This window comes from Vibrio genomosp. F6, assembly GCF_005146325.1.
Classification (GTDB): domain Bacteria; phylum Pseudomonadota; class Gammaproteobacteria; order Enterobacterales; family Vibrionaceae; genus Vibrio; species Vibrio cortegadensis.
In genome coordinates, this window is record NZ_SYUT01000024.1 from 239,487 (window position 1) to 259,515 (window position 20,029).

General features: G+C 42.0%; 16 protein-coding genes. 4 read left to right on the forward strand and 12 right to left on the reverse strand.

Translation table 11 applies throughout. The features are described 5' to 3' along the window. Positions 1-100 precede the first annotated feature (100 nt). The 10 genes from FCV43_RS09940 to deoD all read right to left on the reverse strand — a co-directional run bounded on the left by FCV43_RS09940 (position 101) and on the right by deoD (position 13,106). Positions 101-2,089, reverse strand: a complete 1,989-nt coding sequence (locus FCV43_RS09940) for a bifunctional metallophosphatase/5'-nucleotidase (RefSeq protein WP_136995071.1) — start codon at positions 2,087-2,089, stop codon at positions 101-103. A 259-nt stretch (positions 2,090-2,348) separates the two neighbouring features. Continuing rightward, positions 2,349-3,188, reverse strand: a complete 840-nt coding sequence (locus FCV43_RS09945; protein ID WP_017054372.1) for an energy-coupling factor transporter transmembrane component T family protein — start codon at positions 3,186-3,188, stop codon at positions 2,349-2,351. Then, positions 3,175-4,878 (reverse strand): ABC transporter ATP-binding protein, encoded by a 1,704-nt coding sequence (locus tag FCV43_RS09950; RefSeq protein WP_136995072.1) that lies wholly within the window; start codon positions 4,876-4,878, stop codon positions 3,175-3,177. The genes FCV43_RS09945 and FCV43_RS09950 overlap by 14 nt, the downstream gene beginning before the upstream one ends. A gap of 6 nt (positions 4,879-4,884) precedes the next feature. Then, the gene (locus FCV43_RS09955; protein WP_017054374.1) at positions 4,885-5,433 is read right to left on the reverse strand and encodes an ECF-type riboflavin transporter substrate-binding protein; all 549 of its coding nucleotides are present in this window, start codon (positions 5,431-5,433) and stop codon (positions 4,885-4,887) included. 357 nt (positions 5,434-5,790) lie between these two features. Continuing rightward, positions 5,791-6,921: an HlyD family secretion protein gene (locus tag FCV43_RS09960; protein WP_136995073.1), complete on the reverse strand. Its 1,131-nt coding sequence runs from the start codon at positions 6,919-6,921 to the stop codon at positions 5,791-5,793. Further along, positions 6,921-7,358: a DUF3302 domain-containing protein gene (locus tag FCV43_RS09965; protein WP_113798483.1), complete on the reverse strand. Its 438-nt coding sequence runs from the start codon at positions 7,356-7,358 to the stop codon at positions 6,921-6,923. Before FCV43_RS09965 ends, FCV43_RS09960 begins: the two co-directional genes overlap by 1 nt. A 247-nt stretch (positions 7,359-7,605) precedes the next feature. Beyond that, positions 7,606-9,192, reverse strand: coding sequence for a GGDEF domain-containing protein (locus FCV43_RS09970; protein WP_136995074.1), 1,587 nt, complete (start codon positions 9,190-9,192; stop codon positions 7,606-7,608). An 11-nt stretch (positions 9,193-9,203) separates the two neighbouring features. Next, the gene (locus tag FCV43_RS09975; protein ID WP_113798479.1) at positions 9,204-10,658 is read right to left on the reverse strand and encodes a hypothetical protein; all 1,455 of its coding nucleotides are present in this window, start codon (positions 10,656-10,658) and stop codon (positions 9,204-9,206) included. A 206-nt stretch (positions 10,659-10,864) separates the two neighbouring features. Next, positions 10,865-12,334 carry an IS1 family transposase gene (locus FCV43_RS09980; RefSeq protein ID WP_113798477.1) on the reverse strand — a complete coding sequence of 490 codons (1,470 nt, stop codon included), beginning with the start codon at positions 12,332-12,334 and terminating at the stop codon, positions 10,865-10,867. Positions 12,335-12,395: 61 nt separating this feature from the next. After that, complete coding sequence (gene deoD / locus FCV43_RS09985) at positions 12,396-13,106, reverse strand: purine-nucleoside phosphorylase (RefSeq protein WP_017054380.1); 711 nt, start codon at positions 13,104-13,106, stop codon at positions 12,396-12,398. Positions 13,107-13,418: 312 nt separating this feature from the next. Here deoD and FCV43_RS09990 point away from each other — a divergent pair, with 312 nt between their 5' ends. The 3 genes from FCV43_RS09990 (at position 13,419) to FCV43_RS10000 (ending at position 16,256) form a co-directional block, all read left to right on the forward strand. Further along, positions 13,419-14,366, forward strand: coding sequence for a YbgA family protein (locus FCV43_RS09990; protein WP_113798475.1), 948 nt, complete (start codon positions 13,419-13,421; stop codon positions 14,364-14,366). Beyond that, positions 14,356-15,219 (forward strand): MerR family transcriptional regulator, encoded by an 864-nt coding sequence (locus FCV43_RS09995; protein WP_136995075.1) that lies wholly within the window; start codon positions 14,356-14,358, stop codon positions 15,217-15,219. Before FCV43_RS09990 ends, FCV43_RS09995 begins: the two co-directional genes overlap by 11 nt. 122 nt (positions 15,220-15,341) lie before the next feature. Next, complete coding sequence (locus FCV43_RS10000; RefSeq protein WP_136995076.1) at positions 15,342-16,256, forward strand: L,D-transpeptidase family protein; 915 nt, start codon at positions 15,342-15,344, stop codon at positions 16,254-16,256. A gap of 26 nt (positions 16,257-16,282) precedes the next feature. Here the strand turns inward: FCV43_RS10000 and FCV43_RS10005 are convergent, their stop codons facing one another. Then, entirely contained in the window at positions 16,283-16,552 is a 270-nt protein-coding gene (locus FCV43_RS10005; RefSeq protein WP_017054384.1) for an Lpp/OprI family alanine-zipper lipoprotein, read from the reverse strand. Between the two features lie 308 nt (positions 16,553-16,860). On the opposite strand from FCV43_RS10005, the gene FCV43_RS10010 reads away from it, so the two are divergent. Further along, the gene (locus tag FCV43_RS10010; RefSeq protein ID WP_113798469.1) at positions 16,861-18,204 is read left to right on the forward strand and encodes a DEAD/DEAH box helicase; all 1,344 of its coding nucleotides are present in this window, start codon (positions 16,861-16,863) and stop codon (positions 18,202-18,204) included. 75 nt (positions 18,205-18,279) lie between these two features. Here the strand turns inward: FCV43_RS10010 and FCV43_RS10015 are convergent, their stop codons facing one another. Further along, entirely contained in the window at positions 18,280-19,923 is a 1,644-nt protein-coding gene (locus FCV43_RS10015) for a methyl-accepting chemotaxis protein (RefSeq protein WP_136995077.1), read from the reverse strand. Between the last annotated feature and the right edge of the window lie 106 nt (positions 19,924-20,029).

A 20,029-nucleotide genomic window follows, 5' to 3' on the forward strand; every position in this document is an offset into this window, starting at 1 on the left:
ATTTGAGTAAAGAAAAACCAGTGACCTATGCCACTGGTTTTTTGTATCTAACAGTCAATGCATAGCGAAAATGAAACTATTCCGCGTGGTGACTGTATCGTTATTTAGCGCGATTGAACGTCACGGTTTCGTAGCTTAATGGCGTTAATGATTTGAGTGGTGTTAGGGTTTCAACAACCGATTGAGCATCGGTATTACACTTCACGTTCTCAGCTTTACAGTTAAGAGCTTGGCCTTGGTACACGACTGACTTTCTCATGACCATTTTGCCTTTTTTCATCTTCTCTTTAAGCTCTAGTTTGGAGACAGGGAAAGCAGTTAAGTTTCCGTCTACGTAAGCGAGGTCAACACGTCCTGATTTCTCTGTTTGAGAATCAAATACAATGCCCCATCCGTCATTACCCGTTGCATGGTAAGCATCCATCGCGACGTTATAGGTCTCTTTGTCTTGCACAGCGACCCATTTTGGTGAAGAAGGTGTACCGGTATTGATTTCAATTGAGCTCAGCTTTCCTTCAACACCAGAGATGGTTTCATCAAAGGTGTAACGAAGGTTACCGCCGTAAGGGAATTTACCAGCATGTGCACCTTCAGGAAGGGTTGCTGTAATGCTTGAGCTGATCAATGCCTTAATGTTCTCACCGCTCATTGGAACAATAGATAAAGCATTAGAGAAAGGAAGCAGCTCAAGAGAGATATTTCCTTCGCGTAAATCACCAAACGCGATATCTTGACGTACGCCACCTGCACCGACTAGTGATAGATCAGCTTTGATGCCAGCAACCTTAGCGACTTCATCAGAAGCAGCCCAAGCGTATTGACCCCACGCTACAATCGGTGCGACATCTGAACCATGAGCATCGGTTCCGCCATCATTTGGACGTCTTTCGTGGTTAATTGTATCTGGAACAAAAGTGATCACATCACCATAAGCTTCATTTAGGTGAGGTTGGTATTTTTGATCAATCAGCTTACGTAATTCGCTGTTCTCTTCTGTGATCGTAATGTTTTTGGTGTTATCGATGAATGTTTCAACTTTTTTCGTCTCTTTGGCCGCGAGTTTGTTGGTGCGATATTTATCGCCATAGAACTCATCGTTACTTAATAGAGTATTGTGGCCATTACAGCTGGTGATGGCACCTTGATCATTGAAGTTTGCCTTTACAAGACCGATAGCCTGCGCTGATTCACCCGCTTGAACGATACATGTTTTACCGCCATCAGGGTTAGCAACAAGGTTTGCGTATGTTCCGTTATCGGCTTTACCTAGGTTTGTGAAATCACCAAGTAAAGTATGAGAGTGACCACCGACAATTAAATCAATACCGTTAACTTTTGACGCTAATTCAACATCCTTTGCATTGCCAATATGAGTGACCGCGACGACTTTAGTAATGCCCATCGCTTTCAATTTATCGACACTTGCTTGAGCCGATATCACCATGTCTGAAAATTCAACGCCGCCCGTTTTGCTGGCGATATCTTTCATATCATCCAGAGCCAAGCCAATAACGCCAACTAAGTCGTCGCCTTTTTTAACGCTTGTCATGTCTGTGATTTGAGTTTTTTTGTTGCCGTCAAATTGGTAAATCAGGTACGGCTGGATATTTTTGTTGCCGTTTAAATACTCGTCACCTTCGATATCGATATTGGCTGCTAGCATTGGGAAATTGATAGATGAAACAAACTCAGCAAGCTTTTCAGTACCAAGATCAAATTCATGGTTACCCATAGCCATTGCATCGATGCCCATCTTGTTAAGCAAATCGGCATTCATCGCACCGTGGTTAAGCTTGAAGTAAGCGCTGCCTTGGAATGCATCACCACCATGAAGAAATAGGAAGCTATCGTTAGCGTCTTTTGCTTGTTGCTTATAAGCGAGTGACTCTTGGTAAACTCGTGGGTAACCACCAAATTCATTGTAAACAAGTTCTTCATTTACTTTGAAGCTTGATTTAACCGCATCAAATGCAGAGTGAGTATCGTTGACGTGCGCGACAGTGAGCTCAAAAGAGTCTTGGGCAATAGCTTGTGCGCCATGCAGGCAAAAGCCAACAGATAATGCAAGAAGAGTGTGATTGAGTTTCATCAGAGAACCTTATTGATTTAATAATGGCGTTTTTATAAATCAATTAGTTACATTAAAAAGTGATCGAGGTAGTAAAAATTTGATTGCTTACTCTATTTTTCATTTATAAATGCGATGAAAGTTTTGCTTTCAATAATAAGAGTAAGCATTGGATGATGTTTGAACAGTCTTAAAGGAGGCATGCAAAGTGAAGGCGTATGAAAAAGGCCGCATGTTTATACGGCCTGTTTTCGTTCTTATAAGGATGGAGCGAACGCCATTAGAATGGGTACCAAAATAGGGTTGGCTCGATAACTCGTTTGGTAATGGCTAACATAACGGTAATGCCGATTATAGCCAATAGAATATAGTCGGTTTTAGTCATAGCTTTCAGGCTATACCATGTCCGTGACTTGTGACGACCAAACCCACGTAGTGTCATCGCATTCGATATTTCATCTGCTCTGTCTAAACTAGAAAAAATCAGCGGACCCAGAATTTTGGCCACGTTTTTCATTCGAGTGAAAAAGGGGGCTTTTTTCGATAACTCCACTCCACGTGCTTGCTGAGCATGCATAATATTGACAAAGTCTTTCTTTACTTCTGGCAAATAACGCAGCGTTAAACTCACGGCATAAGCAATCTTGTATGGCACACCTAAGCGATTTAGGCTTGCCGCGAATTCCGTTGGGTGGGTTGTAAACACAAACACCAAAGCGATAGGGAACATGCTGAAGTATTTTAGAGTCACCGTTAACAAATAAAACAGTGTCTCTTGTGTCAGCGAATAACCGCCCGGTAGAGCAAGCAGTATGGTTTCACTGCCCATGAATTCAGTCCCTTGACTCGGTGCGAGCAAATACATAAATAGGGCGTTGAGTAGCAATACGCTCGCCGTGCCTATGAGAAGTGGTTTGTATACTTGTACTGGGACTTTGGTCATTTTTAATAGCCCCAATCCAACCACTAACAAGCCTGTGATCATACGCAAGTCAAATGTAGTGAGAACTACCGTTACCCATGCCAAAAATAGGATGAATTTAGTGATGCCATTTAGAGCATGCAAAGGGGAGTTGGTATTAATGTAGTTAATACCAAATTTCATTTTAGATGCTTTCATGCTGACCTCTTTCATGTTGAATGAAGTGCTGCATAAATGCGTCCGTTTGGGTGATACCCACCTTAAGTGCGAGTTCGTATAAGCTCGTTGTTGCTAAGTTTGCACTATCCAGTAGCGCTGGTTGGCTGAACACTTGTGTCATTGGAGCATCTGCTATCAGTTTGCTGTCAGAAAATACGATAGAGCGGGTGGTGTACTCCAAAACTAAATGCATATCATGAGAAATGATAACCACAGTAATACCCAACTCACGGTTTAGCTTTTGAATGAATGCCAGCATTGAGGTGTAATTTCGATAGTCTTGACCTGCGGTTGGCTCATCTAAAATCAGAAGTTCAGGCTCAAGAACCAAGATAGACGCGATAGTGACACGCTTTTTCTGCCCGTAACTCAGAGCTTCGATTGGCCAATTGCGATACTTGCTTAATCCACATAGTTCTAATATGTGCATGACTTTCTCTTGAACTTGCTCTTCACTCACTCCTCGGTTACGTAAACCGAAAGCAATCTCATCGACGATCATATGGTGCGAAATCATGTGATTTGGGTTTTGCATGACTACGCCAACTTTCTGGCTTCGCTCAAAAATAGATAGAGTATCTAGATTGATCCCATTAAGTGATATGTTGCCTTCATCAGGATCGATAACCCCCATGATAAGCTTAGTTATGGTGGACTTACCTGATCCATTTTTGCCTAAGATAGAGACAAACTCGCCTCTGTTGACTTGAAAGGAAACGTCTTGAAGGGCGTTCTTCTCACCATCATAAGAGTAAGTCAGATCTTGAATCGATAGAAGTGGCTCAGTGTAGGGCGTAGGTGTTGTTTCTGGGCGAGCATTAAACCAATTATTCAGTGTTTGCTGGTGTTTCTCGATATTGAATGACACGAGTGACGATAAGTTTTCGTCAGCACTAATTGAAGAGTTTGCCGCTTTTAGTGCTGATAAATAGAGCGGTTCACGGATACCATGTTGCCCTAAAAGAGGTGAAGCAAGCAGCTCATTCGGCGTGCAGTCAGCAACGATTTCACCTTGCTCCATCAATATAATTCTATCAACATGGCGATGTAAGACATCTTCTAAGCGATGTTCAATAATGATGATGGTTTTGTGAGTGCTCTTATGCAGTTGATCAATGATTTCAATCGTCGCTTTACCCGTTTTTGGATCTAAGCTTGCCAATGGTTCATCGAACAAAAGTGTGTCGACATCATCAACGAGAACACCACCAAGTGAAACTCGCTGCTTCTGCCCACCAGAAAGATCATGTGGAGAGTGATCGAGCATCTCATCAAGATCGACCATTTTCGCAGTATTGGTGACAATACTGTGCATTTCATTGGTCGCCATCTGCTGGTTTTCCAGAGCAAACGCGATATCTTCACCAATACTAAGCCCAACAAACTGACTATCCGTATCTTGTAATACGGTTCCAATTTGTTCGGTAAATTCATGCATGTCGAAATGACGAGTATCGTGATTATTGAGCGATAGTGTGCCCGATATTTCGCCTTTTATTGCATGTGGAATCAGACCATTTAAACATTGGCCAAGTGTTGATTTACCGCTACCACTTGGACCAATAATGACGATTTTCTCCCCTTGCTCTATCCGTAGATTGATATTTTTTAGCGTCGGTTTATCCAGCGACTCATATCTAAAAGAGAAGTTCGAAAATTCTATTGTCATTGCCGTTTACGCCTCAGTTAGGTTACGGCTTTGTTTGTTTCTTTTCGCCACAGATTTAAGTATGAAGTAACCAACGATAGCGATAAGAACGGTGTTCCCAGCAGCAATAATCGATAACTGAGTAAACACTTTAGTAAATGGTTCTGCATATAAAATGGTATCGAGGAACGCTGAACATCCGTAGCCTGCGATGTTACCGACTAGAGCAAGTAAAACAAATAGAATGAAATCTTTATGATTAAAGTCGCCTTTCTCAATGCGGTTTTGAGTCAATTTAGGGAAAAAGCCAATGACTAAACCAACAATGCCTGAGCCAAGAACCCAAGTGATCCAGACGCCCCAACCTGCAAAAAGGTCAGTGACCCAGTGACCGATGAACCCAACTAAAAAACCGACTAATGGCCCAAAAAGTACAGAGAAAAGGGCTAAAACTGCCATTGCTGGTTTAAGTGTAGTGTTGGCAAAGACTGGTACGCCAAACATTGGCAAGCCGCCAATACCGTAAAGGGCTGCGCCAATTGCGATAACAACCACGGTTTTTGCTGAAAGATTCATAGATAACCTTAATTACTAAAATGTTCTTTTTAAAGAGCGGAATGGATCTGCTTTTATTTGCATTTTTCTATTGAGATTAAATAATAAACAAATAGAAAAATAAGCCGCGCATTATACAGGACAACTGACACCCAAGGGAACCTATGTGTCTAGATGTCTAAAAATAAAAAAAGGCAGCTGAATGTCAGCTGCCGTATACATTTTTTCAGAATGTTTGTATTTAAACCGATTGAGTTACCGAGAGGCGTAGCAAGTAGTTTAGACATCGCTAGTGGTCTAGACGTCACTAATGTCTAAGTACAACTAATGGTTTAAATACAACTAATGCTTTAAATACAAGTAATGGTCTAAATGCAACTAATGGTCTAAATACAAATAGTTTTGCCAGCTTTTCATTCGTATTAACACTTTCCGCATGATGGAGACATGAGTAAAGCTATCGGAATAAACAGCCACTTCGACCGCGGTACCGAGCGGTAAATGGTAATCTGACAGGTCATCATTGACTTTCAATTTCACCAGTACACGACCATTGGTACGTAAAGCTTCCGTTCCAACCAAAGTTCCACGAGCTTGAAATTGGCTCTCACCTATAGCAGGGAGCACATCAATAATCTCACCCTGAAAGACTTTTCCAGGAAGCGCTCTGAATAGGAACTCAGCAGCAAAACCAGGTTGCAAGCGCTGTAATGAATTTTGTCTAAAGGCGGCAGTATAGATTTTTTCTTCAGTGTGGACAAAGGTCGCAACAGGTGCCAAAGGCAGGGGAACCGCCATTACACCAGGTCTTAGGGCCAGTTGAGTCACATAGCCATCAGTGGGTGCTCTGACAATCGTTTGATCTAAATTGAACTCTGCTTGCTGAAGGTCGGCCAGTAATTTTGCAACAGCGGTATTTTCACCACCAATCTCTGAGCTAAGCGCGATTTCAGCTTGATCAAGTTTCGCTTGTGTGACGTTTACAGTCGCTTCGGCCGCTTTATAAGCTTGGCGGCGGGTATCAAGTTGTTGTTCAGTGAATGCGCCTTTATCGTACCCTTTTTGATAACGTAAGAACTCCCGCTTGGCTTTGTCTTTTTCAGCAACGGCTTTGATCTTTGCTGATTCGGCTTCAAAGACATCAGACTTTAGCCCCAGAGCACCTTGGCTTGCTTGTTTTATCTGGGCTTCAATTTTCGCCACTTCAGCCTCAAAAGGAATGGGATCGATTCTAAATAGAACATCTCCTTGCTTAAGCTCTTGGTTCGGCAATACTGGCACTTCCACAACTCGCCCACGAACACCAGACACGACAGGTGTGGTGGTGAACACTTGGTTACCAACTTGGGTGAAAGGGTGATTGTAGTTCATCAACAAAATTAGAGTACCGATTAATACAACACCGCCGAGTACCGCGGTGGGTACCGTCCACTTGTTTAGTGGGATTTTAAATACTTTAAATATCGTGATACACAGAGCGGCATAGGTCATTATCAGAAGTAAGTCCATTATTTATCCTCCTGATTTTGTTGTGCGGTTTGAGATGATGCTAAGGTCGTTTGCCTAGAATCTTGGGCTCGCTCTTGCGAGTCAGGTTGCGAGGGTGCGAATTGGGCGATTTTGATATCAGAGAGCTCTTTTTCAAGTGCCGCAACTTGATCTATCAACACGTCTACACGGTGATGAATATCTTGTTGCTCTTCTTTTATTTTTGCAAATCCCCAGCCTCGATCTTTGCGCCATAATGTTGCCCAAATCCAAAGAAATGGCCAAATCGTATGTAGGGTAAATAGGCTTACCCAGCCTGATACATGAATCGCATCTTGGTGTGGGTGGTCTCGCTCTTTTGCAATCTCATATGGGATGTCATGTATGACGATGACACCATAAAAAATCACAAGAGCAACAAAAATCAAGAGCCCAAGGGCAAAATAGTCTAAAAACATACAGCATCCTTGTGTTTAGTGAAACAGTAAGAAAACGTCTCACATAATATTAGTTAAGTATTTGTTGTAAAATATAAATAATCAACAAAAAGAACTGTGACATATGCGCTAATTCATATTTTGGGTAGAAGAAAAACAGTAACGGTGATATGTCATTGGGTGCTTAGGGGGCGGAGTATGGAGATAATCAGTGAAACGGAGCAATGTGAATGAAAGGCCTAGAACCCAGTTGATCCTAGGCCCAGCCTTACTCTTCTAAACAGACTTGATTACGCCCATTCGCTTTCGCTCTGTATAGCGCTTTATCTGCTCGATAGAAGGTGCGTTGTGTATTTTCACCTTCACGGTGCGAGGTAATACCGATACTGACAGTGAGTCCTCGCTCACCTAGGATCTCATGCCATCCATACTGGAAAATACGTTCACGGTAGTTCTCGGCATGCATTTCGGCTTGTTGCATGTTGACGTTTTCTAAAATCACAAGGAACTCTTCTCCACCAAAACGAACGCATGATGCACCGCTGAATCTAAAGTAGGAGGAGAGTTCATTAGAAACACTGACGATCGCTTTATCTCCGACTAAGTGGCTCAACTCATCATTAATGGACTTAAAATGGTCAATATCGACAACCATTAATGAAAACGTAGTGTCGTGTAGGAGTAAATCTTTTAGTTTTACATCTAACCAACGGCGGTTGTGTAAATTTGTCAGAGGGTCTGTAAATACATCTTGCTGTAGTTGAGCAACGGCATTCTTTTGATTTTCAGTGGTTTCTTTTAACTCACGGTTTTCTTGCTCAGAAAGAATCAACTTGAGTTGTAATTCAAAGCGAGACAGCCTTCGTAACTGAGTCGCTCCCAGTTCACTGATAGGAATATGCTTCATTAAATCAGATTCAATGCGGTAGCCTTTTTTTTCATATTCAAGTGCTTCTTGATACTCATTTTGGCTGGCACTGATGTGGCTTAATGTGTCATAAAACTTCTTTACAACCGCCGATGAAGATTGAATTTTTATACGTTTATGAGTGGTATTCAATACGATAGTGGCCAGTTGTTGCTTACCATCTATGCAGTTTAAACATAATGCTAACTCTAAACGAATCATCAAGGATAACCAACTAGATGAAGCACTGCTAATCGAGTATTGGACTTTTGATAGGGCGAGCAATGCATCGTGATACTGTTTTTTCTGACGAAAGATTTTGGCTTGGTAGAGACGAATTTGGCCGGCTAAAATTTTGTCACTGACGAGAATACTGAGCTCTTCACACTCTAAGAGTAAGTCGTTGGCTGCGTTGATGCGTTTTAGGTTGATGTAACAGGCAACGATATGAAGTTTGTATCGAAGTCTCAATGACCGACTACTTATTGCATGATCAATACTGTCAATCTTTTGGTAATAACGTAGTGCGCGACTGTGGTCACCATAAGCATCGCACAAGTTCCCCATACCTAAAATTGATGCGACATAATCGTCAATAAAGCCATGTTCTACAGCAATGTTAGAGATGCTGATGTATTCAGATAGTGCTGAAGTGTAATCACCAATATCCATTAAACGTTCACTGAGACTCGCTTTTATTGTCAGAATATCATCGACGTCTTCGGGAATGTTTAGTAAGTTAAGCGCACGGCGAAGTTCATCAATACTGGTGCTATGTTGCTTTAACTTTGCGCGGTATTCTGCGCTGATTAAATAGCAATGAGCACGTTCTTTACCTGTCGTCGCGATATGTTTACAGATATGTTCCCAAAATATAATGGCATTTTCACCAGACACGGAAGAAGGATCTAAGCCAGCATCGGAAATTTTGTTGAGTAGCGTTTCCATGATAGTACCTTCTATTGGCTTTCTTCTAATTGCTCAAGGGTGAATGGAAAAGTGAGAATGTCTTGTAGTGTCAATTTTGGTAGTTCGCCTGTTAAACCTTTACGATGCCAAGGGTAGATTTCAATCATTTGACTGAGAACGAGAAATAGCTGGTGTGCCGCGTCACCTTTCTCCGAGACTAGCATCGCAATGCGCTTGCTACTTAAGCGAGAGAGCAGATCATTGTGGTTACACAGTGTATGAGCAATCTCTGTACATACGTCTAAATAAGCCGGATCAGAGTGTTGAAGCATAATTATGGCGTGATTGGAGTGTTTAAGTTCTGTTTTAAATAGAACCAATTGCTCCCACCAGAATGTTTCAGAAACAACGTTTGAATAATGTTTCTGTGGGTCATATTCGTATTGACCACGGATTCTGTTAATTAGCTTACGTGCACGCTGCTCAAGTTGGCGCTTCGAACCTCGAGCTTTATCTAAGCTGACTCGAATGGTTTGTTCATTGAGCATTTTAATAGAGTGCTGGCGGTATTTTTTAAAGGCGATCAGTGCGGCTTCAAAATCACCTTGTTTTTCAGCGACTAAAGATTGTTGAAAGCAAATTTGACTGAGAAGTTCACCATTATCAAAAAGAGAGGCCGATTGTTCAGCATCCAAAAGTAATTTTGTAGCTTCTTTTGGTTTTTTCTTTAATAGTTCAAGCCTTGCTCTGCTGATAAATGAGTGAGCTTTAATCCATGTTAAATTGTGTTTCAGAGCAAGGTCATGAGCTTTTTTCGTTGCAATTTCAGCATCATCTAGCCGCTCAAGACCAAGTAAAGCTAAGCCTCTAAAATCCCATACTTCAGCTTGCCATGTTTTGTCTTGATGACCTTCCAAAGCATCCTGGGCACCATCAAGTACTGATAGCATTTCAACGTAATTATTGAGTAGGTAATAGTCCCATGCGAGAAGAATGCGAGCCTTACCTTCAAGCCAGCCAATTCGAGCACTATTTGCAACGGTGACAGCAAGCTTGTGGGTTGAGCTGGCCAGTTTATGTTCGTTAGTGATTCGCCATACGTTGCCCAGCCCAATAAGACATTCAATTTGAATTTCGACTTCATCAACAAGGGCAGATTGCTCTAACGCATTAATCCAAAATTGTTGCGCAGAGTAGTATTTGGCTTGCCCCCAATATTGCAAGGCATGTACGTGTAGGATTTCAGGGAGGTAGTTATCAGTATCGAGGCGACTTTGCTTAGAATAAGCTTCTTTGATGGTTTTCAAGCCTTTCCTATAATCCATCAAAGACCAATAGCATCGCGCCATAATCATTAATGACTGGATAGCGCCTTCTTGAAAAAGAATCTGCTCTGAACGAACTAGGCACTGTTCAGCGATACGTAATGCATCTTTAGGCTCTGAATCAATGCGTGATTTCAGTTGTTCTATTTCGATTTCTAAAAGAGACTGATTTTTATCCAAAAGTAATATCCATGACTACCGAACATATTGATAATGTGATCATTATATTAGCGTGCTCCTCGATTAGCACTATTTATGGACTTATAAAGGTAAAGTTTGATGTCTAAGCAACAATAATTAGTGCCGACTCACACTTAATACAGCAAAGTGATGAATTGAGATAGCGACAAACTTTCGCCATATCATTAGATTCTAGCCTTAAAGTACTAAGACAGGAGCTGTTTTAATGTGAGAGGATGCTCTGTAAGCTCTAATCTTTGTGCCGCTGTAAGCCCATGCTTATCTTGGTAGCATAAATTGTGCCAAGCTCTGAATATATCGAGAAGAGGAAGTAATCCTCCAGGGCGCAGCTTGCGTCTTGGCTCGTTTATGAAGTTATCAAAAAGAAGTTGGAAGCGTTGCTGGTAAAACTCAGTCTGTTTTACTGACGCCTTGCTAAGCCAATGTTTTGGCGCATGGTTTTCACCTGCAAGATAGCAAATGCCTTTATGAGCAGAGCCTTGATTGGATATTGCCCAACGATCTCGCCACCATCCCATATGCACGATATCTGTTTTTTCAAATTCAGTATCGTTGCTCCAGCCGTTATCTTCTTCCACATACATTAAGTCAACGTTTTGACTCAATATTCGCGGTAAGCATACGCTAAGAGCGGCAGAACGAAGAACAGGATCTTGTGGCATATAAATCGAAACGCGCTTATTTTCGTTACACATATCTAGCACATGTAGAAAATGTGCATATGACGTATAAGGCGGTCGAATAAGTGCCCCTTTTGATGGATAGTTGAATATTGTGAGGTTCCCCATTGGGTCCTCGACATTTCCACGAGCCAAAATGGTTTGATACTGTTGGTCTATTCTTTCACGTAATAGAGGTGAAGGTGCCGGCGTTGGTAAATTCGCTTCTGAAGAGTGGTCTCGAGAGACAAACCGTGAAGGTGTGCTGTAAGGGTCATGATCGACTGAACCTTCAGGTTCTTCACCAGAAGAGTAGTTTACGTGTTGACATAAAATGTAGCCAGAGTGGGCTTCGCCTGTCGCAATCCATAATACGCCATTACTGCTTTTAGGTTGCAATGGCATATAGTGAGAAGCAAATTCAAATGATTCTGCATGATTTACCCAACGAGCATCGATCATCGCCAGTTTACGACGGCAGCGACTTGCAATATGGTCAACATGGTCGTAGAACGTCTTTGGGTTGATTGAGAGTTTTCGGCAGATTTCACGTACGGAGTAACTCATAAAGAGCAACCCAAGTAAGTTTTCTTGAAAGGCTAGTTTTTTATTGATACCAGACCATTTGTCAACAAACGTGGATTGGCACTGTTTGCAACGGTATCGCTGACGATCACCACTGAAACCAAAAGCATGGTAGAGGTGTTTGTGGGTGTGAACGGATAGACCAAAGTTCTCACACTCGCCGTTACGACAAGCGGGAAGGCCATCACTATGAAGTTGTCTTAACCTATGTAACTCGTTAAGAACTTCTTGGTTGTTAAGTAAGGGGGGGAAAGCTCCACACTCACGACAAACCATCGCCGGACGCTTAGGGTTCGCATGTTGCAAAACGTAACGTTTTGCGTCGCTCAATCCAAAGTTGTCACACGCCAATGTTTTACAAAAGTTGAGTTGTAAACCATCTGCGTCTTTTGGCAGTTTGCCGTTGGACACGATCGCCCCCTCGGGATATTCAGGCTGCCAAGTTTTACCTCAGCAGCAAAATGAATTTTTATTAGATGTTGATTGCTGTTTCTAGAGCAACTTTCATCATGTCATTGAATGACTTTTGACGATCTTCAGAGCTTAGTTTTTCGCCACGGATGATGTGGTCAGAAACGGTAAGGATTGTCAGTGCTTTTGCACCTAAGTCAGCAGCAACACCGTAGATACCCGCTGCTTCCATATCAACACCTAGGATACCTAGTTTTTCCATTTTGCCGAATAGGTCAGCTTCAGGAGTGTAGAAAAGGTCTGCAGAGAATACGTTACCAACTTTAACTGGAACTTCTTGTGCACGAGCTTGGCTTACTGCTTCTTCTAGAAGACCGTAATCAGCAATTGCAGCGAAATCGTGGTTGTTGAAACGAATACGGTTCACTTTAGAGTCTGTAGAAGCACCCATACCGATAACAACGTCCATTAGTTTAACGTCATCACGTACAGCGCCACAGCTACCTACACGGATTACATTTTTAACACCGAATTCTGCAATAAGTTCGTGAACATAGATGCAGCACGATGGGATACCCATACCGTGACCCATTACTGATACTTTTTTACCTTTATAAGTACCTGTGTAACCAAACATATTACGAACGTCACATACCTGTTTTACATCATCAAGAAAAGTTTCTGCGATGTATTTAGCGCGTAGTGGGTCACCTGGCATTAGTACTGTTTCAGCGAAATCACCAGCTTGAGCATTAATATGAGGGGTTGCCATAGTTGTATCTCCAAAGTTTTTATCGTGGTGACAAGGATTTAAAATTCAAATCACCAATTCTGTTGAATCTGTTTCTGTCTGTTGAAGCAATAATAGCTAGATATTACGGCCTACCTTGAGACATTCATCACAGAATAGTGCAAGGTGCACTACATTGCCAATATTGATAACTCTTTTTGTTGAAAGTTGTAAGGCAATCGATTTGCTGTGTGAATTACTAATAGTGGTTGTACGAAAATATTTTTTGTACAATCAGTTTTGGCATGCTATAAGTTATACGTAGGTTAATTTTGTATAGTTTTGGGGGTGTTTATGTCGCATATTGAGATCGGAGTGAGTGCATGTATCATTGGAAATCCAGTCAGATTTGATGGAGGAAGTAAATTAAATCATTTTCTTGCTCGGGATCTTGTTGACTATTTTTCTTTTGTGCCCGTTTGTCCTGAAGTTTCTATAGGTATGCCGACACCAAGACCGGCAATACGGTTGGTTTCTGACGAAGAGCGAATTCGCTTACTGCAAAGTCAAGACAGTTCGAAAGACCATACCGACAATATGATTCAGTTTTCGAAACAGAAAGTTCAAGATCTTGGTAAAAAAGAGCTGTGCGGTTATGTTGTATGCGCTAACTCTCCGACATGCGGCATGGAGCGTGTAAAAGTTTACCAAGGTAACCAAGCGCAAAAAAATGGTGTTGGCTTATTTACACAAGAGTTGATGGAGCAAATGCCGTGGTTGCCTGTAGAAGAAGATGGAAGGTTACAAGACCCTGTATTACGCGAGAATTTCATTACACGAGTCTATAGCTTGCGAGATTTCTATGATTCGATGGGGGGCGATCCAACGCCCGGAAAAATCGTTGCTTTTCATTCTCGCTATAAATTGAGCTTGATGGCTCACCATCCTGAGTCATATAAATCACTAGGTCGTTTGGTGGCACATATTAAAGATTACGATGAGAATGAGTTTTACCAACGTTATCGTACTGAATTCATGCAAGCGATAAGAAATCGAGCAAGCAGAAAAAACAATACTAATGTTCTGATGCATATCCAAGGCTATTTCAAAACACTGCTTACTGGGACGCAAAAAGCGGAACTGTGCCGTGTGATAGATCAATACCGAACCGGCTTGCTTCCGATCCTTGCACCGTTAACTCTAATTAATCACTACTTAGAGGCGTTTCCTGACTCGTATTTACTACAGCAAAAGTATCTCCAACCGTATCCGCAAGAACTAGGATTACGCTATGCACTATGAATCTGATCATGAAAAATGTGAGTCAGAAGATCATAAGTTGTATGCCATACGCGAAGTGTCTGAGTTAACAGGAGTTAAACCCGTGACACTTCGGGCGTGGCAGCGACGCTACAATTTAATTAAGCCCCAACGAACCGAAAAGGGGCATAGGCTTTATACGCAGGGTAACATAGAGACGATTAAGTCGATTCAAAGCTGGCTGGCGAAAGGCATCTCCATAGGGAAAGTTAAACCGCTGCTTGAATCTGAGCAGATAAATAGTGCCGGGGCCGGAACTCAAGCAAGTACCTCACCGGTTTTAGAAGACGTTGATACATTGATCTCAGCATTAGCCTCTTTAAATAATGGGAAGGCAGAATCGATCGTTAGCATGGTATTAAAAGAGTACCCGTTAGACATCGTGACCGAGCAATTTGTATTCCCTATTTTGGATGCGCTGGAGCTTGTCAAAGGCCCGCAGCGAACCATTCAAAAAAGCCTGTTTCAGTCAATTATGCTCACGCGATTGATCTCAATTATTGAGGCGGAGAGGAAAGCGGCACATAAAGGGAAATGTTTATTTGTCAATTTGGATCCGATTGGCAGTATACCGGCATGGCTTTCGTGCTTGAAATTGAGTGAAATGGGTTTTTACATGGTTATGCTAGATGGGGTAGAAAGTGTATCTGCTTTACTCAAGCATGAAACCGTTACCAGCTTTTCTCATGTACACTTTTTTTCTAATCGAGCATTGGCAGATAAACAAGTCGCAATATTGACAGCGTGGATGAGTCACGCTGAGCAGGAAGTCTCGGTATCTGACGTTATTGATAAGCTGTATCTGCCATCCGAAGAAATAGCGAGCAGTGACTGAATTTAAGCAGTATGGATGCAGGGAAGCACTTTGTAAGATCAACTATCTCGCCTCAATAGTTGATAAAACAGTCGAAAGAGAGATAACCTTGTAAAAGATAAAGTGCTAAGGAATAACGAAAAATGCTGCGATTCAAACCGTTAGGGCTACTACTAACACTCATTTTAGGCGTGACAAATGGAAGCCATGCTGCCACGTTTGAGTTACCTGAAGATGACAGCCATATCGTTGGTCGTTTGCAACTGCATGTTGTTGAAAAAGGCGAGACCTTAGCCAAAGTGGCCAAGCAATATGATGTTGGTTTTTTATCATTAATGGCTGCAAACAAAGGCGTTGATCCCTTCCTACCCCTTGAAGGGTATGTACTTACTATCCCCTCACAACTGATACTTCCTCAAGTTCCGCGAAAAGGTATTGTCATTAACCTTGCTGAATTGAGGCTTTACTATTTTGAACCTTCCCTGAATCAAGTCCATGTTTTCCCCGTTGGCATTGGCAGGGTTGGACGCGACACACCAGAAATGGAGACGAAAATTAGTCAAAAAAGAGCGAATCCGACTTGGACTCCTCCCACCTCAATCCGCAATGAGTACTTAGCAAAAGGCGTTGAGCTACCCGCGGTTGTGCCGGCAGGTCCCAACAATCCGTTAGGGGAGTTTGCTTTGAGACTTGGGTATGGCGCTGGAGATTATTTGATCCATGGAACTAATAAAGAGTTTGGTATTGGCTTGAGAGTGAGTTCTGGTTGTATTCGTATGGAACCTCAAGATATCAAGTGGCTTTTTGAAAAGGTAAGTAAAGGCGAGAAAGTGAAAGTGATTAATCAGCCGATTAAAATCGCCCTTGAACCGGATCGGAGCGTGTTTATTGAGGCTCATGAGCCATTAACTCGCAGTGATGGAACGCAACAACCTCTTACCCTTCCTATTGAGTTAAATTGGTGGTTGGAAGAGTTTCAACTGTCAGATAGTAAAGCGAAGGCTGTCATTTTGGCGCAAAACGGTTTGCCTGTAGAAATAGCAGCACCTACTGAATAGCAGGTGCTGGAACAAAATAAGGACGCTTATTTTGTGTAAGACTGCGCAATGTTATCGATACGCTCATTTGCACGAGCCGCTTCTTCTTGTGCAGACATTGCCGCGTCCGCTGCCATTTTTGACTTCATTTCAGCGTCAGCTTGCTCACCTTTAAGAGATGCCACTTCTTGGCTTAGTTGAGACACTTTGTTATTTAGTTCATCCATCTTTGCCATGCTCGCTTCATCTGGCCCTGAAGCACACCCAGCAAGAAGTAGTACTGATGTTGTTGCAGCAGCAAGTAACATTTTGTTCATAGGAACTCCTTGTTCAATAAGTATCGAATCGCGCGCTATACATTCTTCATCATATAGTCGCATCACCTTGATTGTAGCGACTAATTATCAATACACCTAGTTATCTGATGATAAAAAGTTCAATAGTTGAAGTAAGTATCGTTCAGATATTGAACATTCTTATATCTGAGAATCAACAGAGGGAGGCTGAAGGCGGTACTTTCAATTCCATATAATTTTTATGTGATCTCTATCTATAATGGCTGCTTTTGCGTTATCATATCGTGTTAACCAATTTTTATATCGAATCATTAAGACTGGAGAGTCCATTGCACTTTAAAGATTTAAGCCTAGACAATCGCTTACTTAAAAATCTGAAACACTACGACTTTAAAAAAGCGACAAAGATCCAACAACAAGCGATTCCTGTTGTTATTGCAGGAAAAGATTTGTTGGCTTCGTCAAAGACGGGATCAGGCAAAACCTTAGCATTTGTTTTACCTATGCTGCATAAGGCTCTCAAAAATAAAGCATTTTCTGCAAGAGATCCTCGTGGTGTGATTTTGGCTCCGACACGTGAACTGGCGAAACAAGTTTACGGTGAGTTGCGCTCAATGCTGGGTGGATTGTCTTATGATGCGACCCTAATTCTTGGTGGTGAAAACTTTAACGATCAAGTTAAAGCGTTACGCAAATACCCACGCTTTATTGTGGCTACTCCTGGTCGTCTTGCCGATCACCTTGAGCACCGCTCTTTGCATTTAGATGGTGTCGATACGCTTATTCTTGATGAAGCGGATCGTATGTTAGATTTAGGCTTTGCACCTGAATTACGACGCATTCATAAAGCGGCAAAACACCGTCGTCGTCAAACGTTAATGTTTTCAGCAACGTTGGATCACGCGGAAGTTAATGATATTGCATCTGAAATGCTTGATTCACCAAAACGTATTTCTGTTGGTGTTTCGAACGAAGAACATAAAGACATTACTCAAAAATTCTATCTTTGTGATCACTTAGATCATAAAGAAGCAATCCTCGACCGTATTATTGAAGAAGCTGAATACCGTCAGGTCATGATTTTTACAGCAACTCGTGTGGATACTGATCGTTTAACTGAAAAGCTAAACGAGAAGAAGCTTAAAGCCGTCGCTCTGAGTGGTAATTTAAACCAAACTCAACGTAATGCGATCATGAGCCAATTTGAGCGTGCAGTCTTTAAGATCCTTGTGACTACGGATGTCGCTTCTCGTGGTATCGATATTCCAAACGTGAGCCATGTTATCAACTTCGATATGCCAAAGCATACGGAAGAGTATGTTCACCGTGTAGGTCGTACTGGCCGTGCTGGTAATAAAGGGGATGCTATCTCTCTAGTTGGACCAAAAGATTGGGATAGCTTCAAGCGTGTAGAAACCTACCTACAACAAGATTTAGCTTTCTCTGTACTAGAAGGATTGAAAGGTAAATTCAAAGGTCTTCGCCCGCGTAAGCCTGCCTTTAAGAAAGGTGGCCCTGCAAAAGGTAAAGCGAAAGCGAAATCAGCACAGACTCCGAAAAAACCAACTCAACGTGATAAGAGCTTCCATAAGAATGTTGCAGTGGGTGATTCTGTCTTTATTCCAAAGAAAAAACCTGCGAAGCCTGCGGTAGATAAGCCAGCAGAAGAGTAGAGTTTGAATTAAAAAAAACCGCCAATTTGGCGGTTTTTTTGTTTCTAGTGTTTAGCTTTTTCTTATGTGTATTACTTAAACTTTAAAGTAATCAAGTTCCAGTTTTTGCTTCTCAGCAAGGTTGGATAGCTCATGGCTAGCCGCTGCTGCTTGAGTGACGCCAGTTACGTTTTGACTAACTAAATCGTAAATGTTTGAAATGTTGCGATTAATATCTGCTGTTACATGGCTTTGCTCTTCTGCTGCCGTTGCAACTTGAGTATTAATCGAAGCAATATCACCGACTGATTCGCTAATCTCAGATAGTGCGTGGTTCACTTGATTTGCAAGCTGTTGGTTCTCTTCTAACGTGGTTAAACTTGAAATCATGCTCTCGTTAGCTGAGCCAGACTGATGTTGGAGCTCTTCGATGATGGCCTGAATTTCTTGTGTTGATGATTGAGTTCTTGCTGCTAGTAAGCGAACTTCATCAGCAACGACAGCAAATCCACGGCCGCTTTCGCCTGCGCGAGCCGCTTCAATTGCCGCATTAAGCGCCAGTAAGTTCGTCTGTTCTGATATGCCTTGAATCACTTCAATCACATTGCCAATTTTTTCAGACTGTTCTTTCAATGAGCTAACAACACCCGCAGCGTCGCCCAACTGGTCTGCCATTTTCACATTTGCGCGGTTACTCTCTTCAAATAACTTCATGCTGTGTGAAGCACTTTCATCGGCTCGTTTTGATGCTGCATCGGCATCTACGGCATTGCTGTTTACGTTAGATGCCGTGCTTTCTAATTCATTGACCGCAGAAGCCACTTGTTCCACTTCTTGCTTTTCTTGATCTGAATTGGCACTTGATTGAGTCATGACCGCCGCCAATTCTGTTGATGCAGACGCTACTTCAACACTGATGCGGATAAGGGAGTCTACAGTATGACGCAGTTGTTCAACCGTTGAGTTTACGTCATGACAGAGATCGGTAATTTCATTCTTGCCTTCAATATCTGCTTTCACACGCAGGTTACCTTTGGCGATCTCTCGCATTGTACCTTGGAGTTTGCGAATTGGAGTCACAATGATGCCTGCTAATAACCAGCCGCTTATCAATGCAATGGTAAGAACAACAATCAAGCCAATAGTGATCGCGCTAAGAGTACTTGTGTGTTTTTCGGTATTGATGCGTAAATCATCAAGAGAGATCCTGTTTAACTTATTTGAAAGTGCGTCAATCGCGTTAACCATCTTCGCACCAGCATCGCGATATTCAGCCGATGCTCGATTGTATTGTTGTTGGAAACTGTCCGTTAAATTTGTCGCGGAATGCTTGGTTTTTAATAGAGGGATCATGGTGTTGCGTGAGTAGTCGACGTAGGCATTCATCGCTTCACGCATCGCTTTTACTTCAGGTTGTAATGATGGAACACGGTCCAGAACATCAAGCTGATCTAGGTTTGCTTGCTGATTTGTCTTCAATTTTCCTGAAAGCAACTCGACTTCATTTGGATCAAATAAGCTGTAAATTGCGCTGATACGCATGGCATAGGTATTGTCGACAATGGTGCTCAGCCCGTCTTTATACACGATGACATCTTCAGTCGATGTTGTAACGTCATTGAATGCTTCTTCTAATTTTTGACCACCAAACGTGATTCCAATAAGCAGAAGAACAACTGTGAAAAGGACAGGGACAATGACCTGCACCTTTATGGATAGATTACTGAGTAGTTGACGCATAAAAGCCTCTATTTAACGTTGTATAAATAATAGAAAATTATTCTGTAATGTTCGAAAACGAAAGTGTTATTGGCTCAATGATCTTTGCCTATGTAGTCGATAACAC